At 72.5% G+C, this 12,372-nt stretch carries 12 protein-coding genes; 6 read left to right on the top strand and 6 right to left on the bottom strand.

Annotation, left to right across the window (positions count from 1 at the left end):
• Nucleotides 1–78: 78 nt before the first annotated feature.
• From rox to CF165_RS37285, 3 genes are all read right to left on the bottom strand, one after another.
• Complete coding sequence (gene rox / locus CF165_RS37295) at nucleotides 79–1,518, bottom strand: rifampin monooxygenase (RefSeq protein WP_093952305.1); 1,440 nt, start codon at nucleotides 1,516–1,518, stop codon at nucleotides 79–81.
• Nucleotides 1,519–1,597: 79 nt separating this feature from the next.
• Nucleotides 1,598–2,074 (bottom strand): CoA-binding protein, encoded by a 477-nt coding sequence (locus tag CF165_RS37290; protein WP_093952304.1) that lies wholly within the window; start codon nucleotides 2,072–2,074, stop codon nucleotides 1,598–1,600.
• Nucleotides 2,071–3,357 carry an O-acetylhomoserine aminocarboxypropyltransferase/cysteine synthase family protein gene (locus tag CF165_RS37285; RefSeq protein ID WP_093952303.1) on the bottom strand — a complete coding sequence of 429 codons (1,287 nt, stop codon included), beginning with the start codon at nucleotides 3,355–3,357 and terminating at the stop codon, nucleotides 2,071–2,073. Before CF165_RS37285 ends, CF165_RS37290 begins: the two co-directional genes overlap by 4 nt.
• Before the next feature lie 93 nt (nucleotides 3,358–3,450).
• Here CF165_RS37285 and CF165_RS37280 point away from each other — a divergent pair, with 93 nt between their 5' ends.
• Nucleotides 3,451–3,870: a VOC family protein gene (locus tag CF165_RS37280; protein WP_093952302.1), complete on the top strand. Its 420-nt coding sequence runs from the start codon at nucleotides 3,451–3,453 to the stop codon at nucleotides 3,868–3,870.
• Between the two features lie 4 nt (nucleotides 3,871–3,874).
• Here the strand turns inward: CF165_RS37280 and CF165_RS37275 are convergent, their stop codons facing one another.
• Nucleotides 3,875–4,717, bottom strand: coding sequence for an SDR family NAD(P)-dependent oxidoreductase (locus CF165_RS37275; protein WP_093952301.1), 843 nt, complete (start codon nucleotides 4,715–4,717; stop codon nucleotides 3,875–3,877).
• A 70-nt stretch (nucleotides 4,718–4,787) separates the two neighbouring features.
• Between CF165_RS37275 and CF165_RS37270 the strand changes: the two genes are divergently transcribed.
• The gene (locus tag CF165_RS37270) at nucleotides 4,788–5,696 is read left to right on the top strand and encodes a LysR family transcriptional regulator (RefSeq protein WP_093952300.1); all 909 of its coding nucleotides are present in this window, start codon (nucleotides 4,788–4,790) and stop codon (nucleotides 5,694–5,696) included.
• Between the two features lie 76 nt (nucleotides 5,697–5,772).
• The gene (locus CF165_RS37265; RefSeq protein ID WP_093952299.1) at nucleotides 5,773–6,627 is read left to right on the top strand and encodes a sigma-70 family RNA polymerase sigma factor; all 855 of its coding nucleotides are present in this window, start codon (nucleotides 5,773–5,775) and stop codon (nucleotides 6,625–6,627) included.
• Here the strand turns inward: CF165_RS37265 and CF165_RS37260 are convergent.
• Together CF165_RS37260 and CF165_RS37255 are read right to left on the bottom strand one after the other, a co-directional pair.
• Nucleotides 6,624–7,250: a (2Fe-2S)-binding protein gene (locus tag CF165_RS37260; RefSeq protein WP_093952298.1), complete on the bottom strand. Its 627-nt coding sequence runs from the start codon at nucleotides 7,248–7,250 to the stop codon at nucleotides 6,624–6,626. The genes CF165_RS37265 and CF165_RS37260 overlap by 4 nt on opposite strands.
• An 18-nt stretch (nucleotides 7,251–7,268) precedes the next feature.
• Nucleotides 7,269–8,117 carry a putative RNA methyltransferase gene (locus tag CF165_RS37255; protein ID WP_338023555.1) on the bottom strand — a complete coding sequence of 283 codons (849 nt, stop codon included), beginning with the start codon at nucleotides 8,115–8,117 and terminating at the stop codon, nucleotides 7,269–7,271.
• 173 nt (nucleotides 8,118–8,290) lie between these two features.
• Here CF165_RS37255 and CF165_RS37250 point away from each other — a divergent pair, with 173 nt between their 5' ends.
• The 3 genes from CF165_RS37250 to CF165_RS37240 are packed head-to-tail and all read left to right on the top strand — an operon-like array spanning nucleotide 8,291 to nucleotide 12,340.
• Nucleotides 8,291–9,679 (top strand): ammonium transporter, encoded by a 1,389-nt coding sequence (locus CF165_RS37250; protein ID WP_167441684.1) that lies wholly within the window; start codon nucleotides 8,291–8,293, stop codon nucleotides 9,677–9,679.
• A complete protein-coding gene (locus CF165_RS37245) occupies nucleotides 9,676–10,014 on the top strand; it encodes a P-II family nitrogen regulator (protein WP_093952295.1) in 339 nt (112 codons plus the stop codon). The genes CF165_RS37250 and CF165_RS37245 overlap by 4 nt, the downstream gene beginning before the upstream one ends.
• Nucleotides 10,015–10,024: 10 nt before the next feature.
• On the top strand, nucleotides 10,025–12,340 hold the full coding sequence (locus CF165_RS37240) for a [protein-PII] uridylyltransferase (protein ID WP_093952294.1): 2,316 nt from the start codon (nucleotides 10,025–10,027) through the stop codon (nucleotides 12,338–12,340).
• The last annotated feature ends 32 nt before the right edge of the window (nucleotides 12,341–12,372 follow it).

Here is a 12,372-nt window from a genome sequence, read left to right as displayed (position 1 = left end):
ACTACGGGCCGGACTCCCCCATCGGGTGATCCATCGAGGTCGAAGGTCGGGTGTTACCGCATTGAACAGTGATGTGGATCACGTTGAATTCGGTGGCCGGCCGGGCCCACCGAACCAGCGGGCAAGGTGGTCTTCCAGCTCCTGCTGGTGCTCGCCGATCCAGGCGACGTAGCCGTCTGGGCGGAGCAGGAGAGCCGGTACGTCCACGGCCGCGGCGGGGTCCGCGATGAGGTCGACCCGGTCCGCCCAGCCCGCCACGGCGAGGCGTCCGGTGCGGTCGAGGACCAGGCCGCGGCCCCGGTGCAGCCGGTCGTAGAGGTGGCCCTCGGTCAGCTCGACGTCCCGGAGGCGGCGGCCGAGCAGGCCGGGCCCTTCGCCGAAGTCGTAGCGGATGTCGATCGCGGTGATCTTCTCGATCAGGTACCGGTTGACCTCGTCGAAGTCCATCAGCTCGGTGAGCAGCCTGCGCACCGCCCGCGCGCCCGGTTCGGCGGACGACAGTGCCACCTGGGCACGGGTGTTGTCGAGGACGGCTTCGGCGACCGGATGCCGTTCGGCGTGGTAGGTGTCCAGCAACGTTTCCGGCGCCCGGCCGCGGACCTGCGCGGCCAGCTTCCAGCCGAGGTTGACCGCGTCCTGGACGCCCAGGTTCAGGCCCTGGCCCCCGGCGGGCGGGTGGATGTGCGCCGCGTCGCCGGCCAGCAGCACCCGCCCGGCCCGGTACTGCTCGGCCAGCCGCGTGGCGTCGCCGAAACGGGACAACCAGCGCGGGGAATGCACGCCGAAATCGGTTCCGGCGATGGCGCACAGCTGCTGCCGGAAATCTTCGAGAGTCGGCGGTTCCGCGCGATCGCGGACTTCCGCGGCCGGGACCACGACGCTGTAGATCCCTTCGCCGAAGGGCCTGAGCCAGAATTGCCGGTGCGTCTCCCGGATTTCGGTCACCTTGGCGGCGATCTCCTCCGGCGACGCAGTGGCTTTCATCTCGCCCATCAACGTTTCGGTCCGCGCGGGTTCGCCGGGAAAGCCGACCCCGAGCAGTTTGCGGACCGTGCTGCGCGCGCCGTCACAGCCGACGAGATAGCGCGACCGCAGCCGTTCCCCGCCGGCCAGTTCGACGGTCACCCCTTGGTCGTCCTGCTCGAACCCGGCCACCGCACACCCTCGCCGGACCTGGGCACCCAAGCCGGTCGCGTGGTCCTCGAGGAGGCGGTTGACGACCGGCTGCGGGATGCCCAGCAGGTAGGCGTGCGCCGAGTCCAGGCCCTCCGGCGCGGGTTTCGGGATGGCGGCGAAGATCCCGCCGACCGGCCGCCGCCTCCCGTGTTCGAGAAGGCGATCCAGCAGCCCGCGCATCGCCATCAGCTCGAGACTGCGCATGTGCAGGCTCACCACGCGGACGAACGACCCGGGCTCGGTTTCCTTCTCCAGAACCAGCACCCGCACGTCGTGCAGCCGCAGTTCGGCGGCCAGCAGCGCACCCGTGGGCCCGCACCCGGCAATGATCACATCGAACACGAACCACCCATTCGCGCAGGTCCCGGCATCGGCGGCTCATCGTCCGGCACTCCGGGACCCGTCGCAAGCGATATACGTTCTAGGGCGCCGGCTGCCGCCGGGAGCTGATCACGCCGGTGTTGAACCCGGCCAGGTGCAGCCCGCCGGCGAAGCGCGCGTGCTCGATCTTCACGCACCGGTTCATCACGACGTCCAGCCCGGCGCCGGCCGCCCGGTCGGCCACCGGCTCGTGCCAGAGGCCGAGCTGCAGCCACAGCGTCCGCGCGCCGGCGCCGATCACCTCTTCGGCCACCTGGGGCAGGTCGTCGTGCCTGCGGAACACGCTGACCAGGTCCGGTTCGCCCGGGACGTCCTCGAGGGAGGCGTACACCGGCTTGCCGAGGAGCGTGTCCAGGCGCGGGTTGACGAAGTTCACCTCGTAGCGCGTCGACGAGAGCAGGTAGGTCGCGACGAAGTAGCTGGGCCGCGCCGGGTTGGCGGACGCGCCGACCAGCGTCACCGCCTTCGTCCGGTTCAGGATCGCGCGCCGCTCGACCGCGCCGACGTCGTACGTCATCCGGCCACCGCCTTGCCCAGCGCCTGGTCGAGGTCCCAGAGGATGTCGTCGACGTCCTCCAAGCCGATCGACAGCCGGATCAGGTCCGGGCCGACGCCCGCGGCGGCGAGCTGCTCCCCGGACAGCTGCGCGTGCGTCGTCGACGCCGGGTGGATGACGAGCGTCCGCGCGTCCCCGACGTTCGCCAGGTGCGACAGCAGCTCCACCGATTCGACGAACGTCTCGCCCGCGGCCCGGCCGCCGTCGATGCCGAAGGCGAACACCGCGCCGGGTCCGGCGGGCAGGTACTTCTTCGCCAGGTCGTGGTGCGGGTGCGACGGCAGCCCGGCGTAGGACACCCAAGCCACGCGCGGATCCGCTTCGAGGTACTCGGCGACCGCGCGGGCGTTGGCCACGTGGGCGTCCATCCGCTGGGGGAGCGTCTCGACCCCTTGCAGCAGCAGAAAAGCCGAGTGTGGCGAAAGGACCGCGCCGATGTCCCGCAGCTGCTCCGCGCGCAGCCGGGTGCAGAACGCGTACTCGCCGAAGTTCTCCCAGTACTTCAGGCCGCCGTAGCTGTCGACGGTCTCGGTCATCCGCGGGAACTTCCCGTTGCCCCAGTCGAACTTCCCGGATTCGACGACGATCCCGCCGAGGGTCGTCCCGTGGCCGCCGAGGAACTTCGTCGCCGAGTGCAGCACGATGTCGGCGCCGTGCTCGATCGGGCGGCACAGGTACGGCGTCGCCAGCGTCGCGTCGACCACCAGCGGGATGTCGTGGGCGTGCGCGAGGTCCGCCAGGGCGGCGAGGTCGGCGATGCCGCCGCCGGGGTTGCCGATCACTTCGGTGTAGAGCAGCCGCGTCCGTTCGGTGATCGCCGCGGCGTAGTCGTCGATGCCGCCGCTGACGAACGTCGTCTCGACGCCGAACCGCCGGAGCGTGCCGGTCAGCTGGGTGACCGTGCCGCCGTAGAGGCCGCTCGCGGACACGATGTGGTCGCCCGCCTCGGTGAGCGCGCTGAAGGTGAGGAATTCCGCGGCCTGCCCGCTCGCGGTGGCGACGCCGCCGATGGCGTCTTCGAGGCTGGCGATCCGCTCCTCGAACGCGGCCGCGGTCGGGTTCCCGATCCGGCTGTAGACGTTGCCGTACTTCTGCAGCGCGAACAGGTTGGCCGCGTCGGCCGCGTCCTCGAAGACGAAGCTCGTGGTCTGGTAGATCGGCACGGCGCGGGCGCCGGTCGCCGGATCGGGGGTGCCGCCCGCGTGCAGGGCGCGGGTGCGGAAGCCCCAGCTGCGTTCGCTCATCGGAGCCCACGGTAACCGCATCATCCCCCGGATGACATGCCTCTCAGGGCGTGGGCGGCGGTTACGCTCCAGTCCGTGACAGTGCGCTGGAGCGTGACGATCGACTGCGCGGAGCCCCGCGTGCTGGCCAGGTTCTGGGCGGTGGCCCTCGGCTACATCGAGCGGCCGCCCCCGGCGGGGTTCGCGAGCTGGGAAGCGTGGTTCGCCGACCATCACGTGCCCGAGGAGGAGTGGGACGACGGCGCGTACCTCAGCGATCCGGAGGGCGTCCTGCCGAGCCTCAGCTTCCTGAAGGTGCCCGAGGCGAAGATCGCGAAGAACCGCCTCCACCTGGACGTCCAGGCCGGCGGCGGCCGGGACGTGCCGTGGGAGAGGCGCTGGGAGCGGGTCGTCGAGGCGGTCGCCCGGCTGACCGCGGCGGGCGCGACCGTCCTGGAGCGGCACGAGCTGGACGGCCGTCCCGACCACATCGTGATGGCCGATCCGGAGGGCAACGAGTTCTGCGTGCTCTGACCCGTCAGGCCGCCGGGGCGCCACTGTGCCAGGGCAGTACCCGGCCGAACCGGACCAGCTCGCCGTAGGTCGCCGGGTCGAGGTCGGCGAACACCAGGTCCAGCACCGCCCGCGCCGCCTGGTCCGGGGTCTGCGCCCGGCTGAAGTCGCTGAACCAGGGTCGCGAGGCGCGCGTGTCGACCAGGCCCGGGCAGACCGCCGCGACCAGGGTGCCGTCGGCGAGGTCGGGCTCACGGCGTCCGGCCGCTACCGCGCGCACCGCCGCGACCTGCGCGACCTTGGACGGCACGTTGATCCACTCGGGCCAGCCCTGCTCCTGAGCGGTGCCGTCGTGGATCGCGGAGCGCCAGTCTTCGACGGCCTTCTCCACGTCGTCGAGACCGGCGCCGTCGAACCGCGGCCACAGCGCCTCGGGCAGGTGGCCGAGGGTGCCCAGCGAGCTGGCGACGACGATCAGCCTGCCGCCCGGCCGCAGGACCGGCCCGAACGACCGCAGCACGGCGTGGGTGCCGCCGTTCGCGACGTCGAGGAAGACGTCGGCCTGCTCGGCCTGCGGGCGGTCCGGCTGGAGCGGGCCGATGGCGTTGGAGAGCACGATGTCCACGGCACCGAGTTCGTCGGCGAGACGAGCGACGGCACCGGCGTCGGAGACGTCGAGAACGCGGCCTTCGACCCGGCTGCGCGTCGCCGGGTCGTCGGCGACGCGGGTGGCGGCCGCGGCCACCCGGCCGGCGTCGCGGCCGGTGAGCAGGACTACGTCTTCGGGAGCCAGGCGGGCGGCGAGACCGCGGACGAGAGCGAAACCGAGGCCCTGGTTGGCCCCGGTCACCAAAGCGATGCGTGTCATACCCGCACGCTAGGTCCGGCGCGGGCATGCGAAAAGCGAGAATCCGGCAAGCCTGGTATGCGTAGTCGTCATGGACTTCGGTGACGTCTCCCTGGTCGCCCTGCGCGTGTTCCGCGAGGTCGCCGAGCGCGGCACCCTCACCGCGGCCGCGGCGGCGCTCGGCTACACGCAGTCCGCGGTGTCGCGGCAGATGGCGTCGCTCGAGCGGGCGGCCGGGACGCCGGTGCTGGAGCGGCGGCCCGACGGCGTGCGCCTCACCGCCGCCGGGAACGTCGTGCTGCGGCGGGCGATCGCGGTGCTCGACGAGATCGACGCGGCCGGCCGTGAACTGGCCGGGCTGCCCGCCGACGCCGGGACGGTCCGGCTGGGCTGGTACCCCAGCGCGGGCGCGGTGCTCGTGCCGCGCGCGGTCGCCGAACTGCGGCGCACGCACCCGGCGGTCACCGTCGTCACGCGGGAGGGCACGACGCCGGTCCTCGTCCGGGCGCTGCGCGCGGGCACGGTGGATCTGGCGGTGCTGGGCTCGGCCCCGCCGTTCCGGCCGCCGGACGCGGAGACGCCGGCGTTGCGCGTGGAGACGCTCGCCGAACGCAGCCTCTGCCTCGCGGTGCCCGCCGGTCACCCGCTGGCGGCGGCCGGCGTGGCGGACGTCGACGACCTGCGAGGGCAGCGCTGGATCGCCGGGCCGTCGGCGGGGGAGGCCACGCTGATGGGCGTGTGGCCGGGGCTCGACGAGCGGCCCGAGATCGCCCACACCGCCCGCGACTGGCTGGCCAAGCTCAACCTCGTCGCGGCGGGCTGCGGGCTGACCACGTTGCCCGCGTCCCTGGCCGAGGCGGTCCCGCCGGGCGTGCGGGTGGTGGCGGTGCGCGGCGGGCCGTCGGAACGGCGGCGCGTGGTGCTCGCGCGGCTGCCGGGGCCGGTCCCCGAACCCGCGGCGCTGCTGGCCGGGGCCTTGCGCCGGGCGGCGGATGACTGAGATCACTTCGTTCCGGTCACATCGGCGGTCGCCGCGGGGTCTACTGCTACGACCCCGGCGGAAGGAACAGGACACAGTGGACGCGCTGACCGAGCGGTTCGAGCAGGAGCGGCCGCGCCTGCGGGCGGTCGCCTACCGGATGCTGGGTTCGGCAGCCGAAGCCGACGACGCCGTCCAGGAGGCGTGGCTGCGGTTCCACCGCACCGGCGCGGACGGGATCGAGAACGTCGGCGCGTGGCTGACGACCGTGGTCGCCCGGGTGTGCCTTTCCCTGCTCCGCACGCGCCGCAACCACCGCGAGGAGCCCCTGGACGGCCGGCCCGAGCCGGACGACGACCGCCGCGACCCCGGTGAGGAGGCCGAGCTGGCCGACTCGGTCGGGCAGGCGCTGCTGGTGGTGCTCGACGCGCTGGGGCCGGCCGAGCGGGTCGCCTTCGTACTGCACGACATGTTCACGGTGCCGATCGACGAGATCGCGCCGGTGATCGGCAAGACCCCGGCCGCGGCCCGGCAGCTCGCGAGCCGCGCCCGCCGCCGCGTCAAGGGCGGCGCGGCACCGGACGCGGACCTGCCCCGGCGGCGCAAGGTCGTCGAAGCGTTCCTGGCCGCGTCACGCGGCGGCGACTTCGAAGCGCTGCTCGCCCTGCTGGACCCCGACGTGGTGCTGCACGCCGACCGGTTCGCCGGCCCGACCCCGGCGCCGATCGTGCTGCGCGGCGTCGAGAGCGTCCGCCGCGGCGCGATCCTGGCGTCGGAGCGGGCTCGCGCGAGCGAACTCGCCCTGGTCGACGGCGCCCCCGGCCTGCTCATGGTGCGTGAGGGGAAGCCGGCGGTGGTCCTGGCGTTCCAGGTCGACGGCGACCGCATCACGGGCATCGAGGTCATCGCGGACCCGGACCGGCTCGCGGCGTTGGAGCTGGCGGTCCTCTAGCCCAGGGCGGCCCTCAGACGGGCTTCGCGCTCGGCGGGTGTTTGACGCGGGCAGCTCACGCACTTGGGGTTGCCGACTTCGTAGATGAGGCAGCAGGAGGCACGCCGCACGGCGGGGGCGCGGCCGACGCGGACGAAACGAGGTTTCGGCAGGCCGAGGCCGATCGCGGCGACGAGCGGTCCGGCGAGGGACATGGCCCGCTCGGGGTCCGGCGTCCACAGCAGCCGGTTGCCGAGGGAGTCGGTGGCGATCGCGCCGAGCGCACGCTCCCGGGCCCCGCTGACGGCGGCGATGGTGGTGATGGCGGTCCCGAGCGTTCCGGCCAGCGCGGCGCCCAGCTCGGGCAGCCCGCCGGAGAGCGGCCGGGTGGACCGCGCGCCGAGGAAGCGGCCGTCGGCGACGAGGTCGAGTTCCATGGCGTCGAGGGACGGATCGACCGGCGTCCCGCCCACCAGGCCTTCCACCGCCGGCGCCACCAGCACCGATGACAGCGAGTACCACCAGATCGTGCCGAGCACCTCGGGCCGGGCGCAGCCGTAGAGCTTCGCCGCGCCGCCGATGCGGGCCCGGACCCACTCCGCGTCCGCGAGCCGGGTCGCGGGGGCGGTCCAGTCGGGCTTCACCCCTTCACCCTCCCAGACTCAGCGCCGCCGGTACGTGGAGACCGTGAACGACACCGTCACCACCTGCGGCTCGTGAAGGGCGTCCAGGCGCTCCCGGCGGCCGCCGCGGTCCAGGTGGAACGCGGCCGGGCCCATCTCGACGGCCTGGCGCACCTGCCGCGGCGTCAGCTCCACCTCGCGCCGGACCTGCGTGCGCTCCGAGCGCGTGAAGTACGAGCCGAGGGTGCCGTCCAGCCGCTCGTCCTTGCGCTCGTCGACGGCCAGGACCAGGTCGCCCAGCTCGCGGAGGTGGTCCGGGGCCGGGGCCGCCACGACCAGCAGGCCGCCCGGCCGCAGGACGCGGTGGAACTCCGGCCCGTTGCGTGGGGCGAAGACGTTCAGCACGACCGACGCCACGCCGTCGCCCACCGGCCACGGCTCCCACAGGTTCCACACCGCCGCGCCCAGCCGGGGGTGCGCCCGGGCCGCTCGCCTCAACGCCACCGCCGAGACGTCCAGCGCGAGCCCGAACGCCTCGGATGCCTCAAGCACCCTCGCCAGGTAGTACCCCGTGCCCGCGCCCGCGTCGATGACCAAGCCTTCGGCCTCCGCGCACACACGCGCCAGCTCGTCGGAGAGGGGCTCGTAGGCACCCGATGCCAGGAAGTCCGCGCGCGCCGCGACCATCGGCGCTGTGTCCGCCGTCCCGGCCGGGATTCGCGCGTGCAACAGGTTCACGTAACCCTGGCGCGCTAGATCGAAAGAGTGGTGGTTCGCGCAACGCAGCGTGCGGCCGGCTAGTCCGATCGGGTCACCGCAGACCGAACACCGCAGTGCGTCGACGACCCGGGGTGGCAGTGGGTCATTCCCGGGGTCGATCGGTGTCATGGGGATATTCGACCACGACGTTTCACAACCGGACACTCCACCACGGGTCCTGGGAAACCTGCCCGTAACAACCGGGCGCGGACAGTTCACGCGGGCGAAACCTCACGAGCCGCCCCGTGAAACACCGCGCGCCAAAACTGCCATCGCACCAACCCAGGGCACGGGAGGACGATGTGCTGAACGCAGGAGACACCGCATGGGTATTGGCCAGCGCCGCGCTGGTCATGCTCATGACCCCAGGACTGGCGTTCTTCTATGGCGGCATGGTCCGCGCGAAGAGCGTCCTGAACATGCTGATGATGAACTTCATCGCGCTGGCCGTCGTGGGGGTGCTTTGGGCCCTGTACGGCTTCTCGATGTCCTTCGGCGACGACGCCTTCGGCGGCTTGCTCGGTAACTTCCACTTCGCCGGCCTCGAGAACACCTTCGGGAAGCTCGCCGGGTTCGCGGTCGCCGCCACCGACACGACGCCGGCCGTCGCCTGGCCCGGCTCGGACGGCTTGCCCATCCTCGCCTTCGTGATGTTCCAGCTGATGTTCGCGATCATCACGCCCGCGCTGATCTCCGGCGCCATCGCCGACCGCGCGAAGTTCTGGGGCTGGACGCTGTTCGTCGTCATCTGGGTGACGGTCGTGTACTTCCCGGTCGCGCACTGGGTCTTCTCCTTCAACGGCTTCATCGGCGAGAACGCCGTCGGCGGCTGGATCGCCAACAACCTCAAGGCACTCGACTTCGCCGGTGGTACCGCGGTCCACATCAACGCCGGTGCCGCGGGCCTGGCGCTGGCGATCGTGCTCGGCAAGCGCAAGGGCTGGCCGAAGGACACCGGGCGTCCGCACAACGTGCCGTTCGTGCTGCTCGGTGCGTCCCTGCTGTGGTTCGGCTGGTACGGCTTCAACGCCGGTTCGGCGCTGGCCGCCAACGACCTCGCCGCCGTCGCGTTCACCAACACCACCGTCGCCACCGCCGCAGCTGTCCTCGGCTGGCTGATCGTGGAGCAGCTGAAGTTCGGCAAGCCGACCACCCTCGGCGCGGCTTCCGGTGCGGTCGCCGGCCTGGTCGCCATCACCCCGGCGTGTGGTTTCGTGAGCCCGCTCGGGGCCATCGCGATCGGCCTCATCGCCGGTGTCCTCTGCGCGCTGGCCATCTCGCTCAAGTTCAAGTTCGGCTTCGACGACTCGCTCGACGTCGTCGGCGTCCACCTGGTCGGCGGCATCGTCGGCACGCTGCTGATCGGCTTCTTCGGCACCACCAGCGTCAACTCCCTCGGCGCCGACGGCCTGTTCTACGGCGGCGGGTTCACCCAGCTGGGGCGTCAGGCCGCGGCCGCCGGTGCGGTGCTCGCGTACTCGTTCGTGCTTTCCTTCATCATCGGCTTCGTGATCAAGAAGGCCGGCGGCTTCCGCGTCAGCACCGAGGACGAGGTCAGCGGCATCGACGAGGCCCAGCACGCGGAGAGCGCGTACGACTTCACCGGGGCGGGCGGTGGCCTCGGCCACCCGACGACGATCCCGGTCAAGTCCGCCACCGGCAACGCGAAACTCGAGGAGAGCAAGGCATGAAGCTCATCACGGCGATTGTGAAGCCGTTCACGCTCGACGACGTCCGCTCCGCGCTGGAGCAGCTGGGCGTGCTGGGCATGACGGTCAGCGAGGTCCAGGGTTACGGCCGCCAGAAGGGCCACACCGAGGTCTACCGCGGCGCGGAGTACTCGGTGGACTTCGTGGCCAAGCTGAAGATCGAGGTCGTCACCGACGACACCAACGTGGAGAAGGTCCTCGACGCCATCACCACGGCCGCGCACACCGGCAAGATCGGCGACGGCAAGCTGTGGGTGACGCCCGTGGAGACCGTCATCCGGGTACGGACCGGCGAGCGCGGCACGGACGCTCTATAAGGCGTCTGGGATGGCCGACGGGGGCGAACTGGTCAAGGCCACCGAGCGCTTGCTCGAGGGCAGGCACGGGAGGCTGGGGGCGTCCGCACTGCGGGCGGCCCTGGTCGACCTCTACGAGTTCTGGCTGGGCAGGGGAGCTTCGGCGGCCGGCGTCGACACCGCGGAACCGGGTGTCGCGCTGGTCGCCGTGGGCGGGCTCGGCCGGCGGGAGCTGGTGCCGTTCTCCGATCTCGACCTGCTGCTGGTGCACAACGGCAACAGCGGCGTCGGCGAGATCGCGGACGCGCTCTGGTATCCCTTGTGGGACGCGAAAGTCGGGCTGGACCACTCGGTCCGCACGCCCGGCGAAGCACTGAAGGTCGCTTCGGAGGACCTGCGTGTGGCCATGGGCCTGCTCGACGCCCGGCACCTCGCGGGGGACGCCGAGCTGAGCGGCCGGCTGGTTTCCGCGGCGCGGGACCAGTGGCGCCGCACCGCGCGCAAGCAGATCCCGGACATGACCGCGTCGGTCCGGCAACGCTGGGCGCGCAGCGGCGAAATCGCGCAGTCCGCCGAACCGGACCTCAAGCACGGCCGGGGCGGGCTGCGGGACTTCGCCGTCCTGGAAGCCCTCGCCGCCGCGCAGCTCACCGCGCGTCCGGGCGAGGAGCTCCTGGAAGCGAAGGGGCTCCTGCTCGACGTCCGCACCGAGCTGAGGCGTGAGATCCGGCGCGAACGGGACGTCCTGTCCGCGCCGGAGGCCGAGCTGGTCGCCGCCGAACTCGGCTTCGGCGACCGGTTCACCTTGGCCCGCAAGCTTTCCGGGGCGGGCCGCACGATCGCCTACGCACTCGACGTCGCCCTCCGGTCCACTGTGGAGCCCCCGAAGACGCGCTTCGGACGGCGGCCGGCCCGGACACCGCTGGCCGAAAACGTGGTGCTGCACGGCAACGAGGTCGCCCTGGCCCGCGACGCCGTCCCGGCGAAGGACCCGGCGCTGTTGCTGCGGGTCGCCGCGGCCTCGGCGCGGACCGGCAAGCCGATCGCGCTCGGCACGCTCAAGGCACTGGCGGAATCGGCGCCGGAGCTGCGCGCGCCGTGGCCGGCGGAGGCGTTGAACGCCCTCGTGGAGCTGCTGGGCGCGGGCGAGGGCCTGGTCGACGCGGTCGAGTCGCTCGACCGGACCGGGCTGTGGTCCCGGCTGTTCCCCGAGTGGGGCGCGGTCCGCGACCTGCCGCCACGCTCGCCGGTGCACCAGTGGACGGTCGACCGGCACCTCGTGCGCACCTGCGTCGAGGCCGCCAAGCTGACCACCACGGTGCCGCGGCCGGACCTGCTGCTGATCGGCGCGCTGCTGCACGACATCGGCAAGGGCCGCGACGCCGATCACTCGGAGCTGGGCGCCAAGATCTCCGCGCAGGTCGCGACCCGGCTGGGTCTGAGCCCGGCCGACGTCGCGACGGTGTCGGCGATGGTCCGCCACCACCTGCTGCTGCCGCACACCGCGACGCGGCGCGACATCAGCGAGCCGGCCACGGTGGGGCGGGTGGTGAAGACCCTGGACAGTGACATCGTCCTGGTCGAGCTGCTGCACGCGCTGACGCAGGCCGACTCGCTGGCCACCGGCCCCGGCGTCTGGACGGACTGGAAGGCGCGGCTGCTCGCCGAACTCGTCTCCGGCTGCGAAGAAGTCTTGCGCGGCAAGGGGTTCTCCGCGCCGGAGCCGATGGACGACGAACAGCGCGAGCTCGTCGCCCAGGCCGTGGCGTCGGGCAACGGCGAGATCCGGATCAGCTCGCACGGCAAGGTCGTCACGGTCCTGCTGGCCGTCCCGGCCCGCGCGGAGCTGCTGGCCCCCGCGGCCGGCGTGCTGGCGCTGAACTCGATGGAGGTGCACTCGGCGGTCCTGCGCGGCCACGACGGCGGACGCGCGGGGGTGTTCACCGCGTCGCCGAAGTTCGGCTCGCTGCCGGACGCGACACTGCTGCGCGAGCAGTTCGCCCGCGCGGTCGCGGGCACGCTGCCGCTCACCCAGCGCCTGGCGGCGAAGGAACGCGACTACGGCTCACCGGGCGCGGCCCCGGTCGCCCCGAAGATCCTCTGGTTCGACGACGAGACGACCGGCCCCGACACGGTGGTGCTCGAACTGCGGGCCGCCGACCGCATCGGCCTGCTGTTCCGGGTGGCGGGAGCGTTGCGCCGCTGCGACGCGGAGGTCCGCTGGGCCAAGGTCTCGACGCTGGGCGGCGCGGTGGTGGACTCGTTCGCGGTGACGCCGCGCAGCGGCCGCATCGAGCCGGGCTGGCGCCGCGAGGTGGAGCAGGCGGTCCTGGCGGCGGCTTCCTGACCGTCCCGATGGTAGTGAACGACTCGTTCATG

The organism is Amycolatopsis vastitatis (genome assembly GCF_002234595.1).
Lineage (GTDB): Bacteria > Actinomycetota > Actinomycetes > Mycobacteriales > Pseudonocardiaceae > Amycolatopsis > Amycolatopsis vastitatis.
This window is presented reverse-complemented; position numbering and strand designations above follow the sequence as displayed.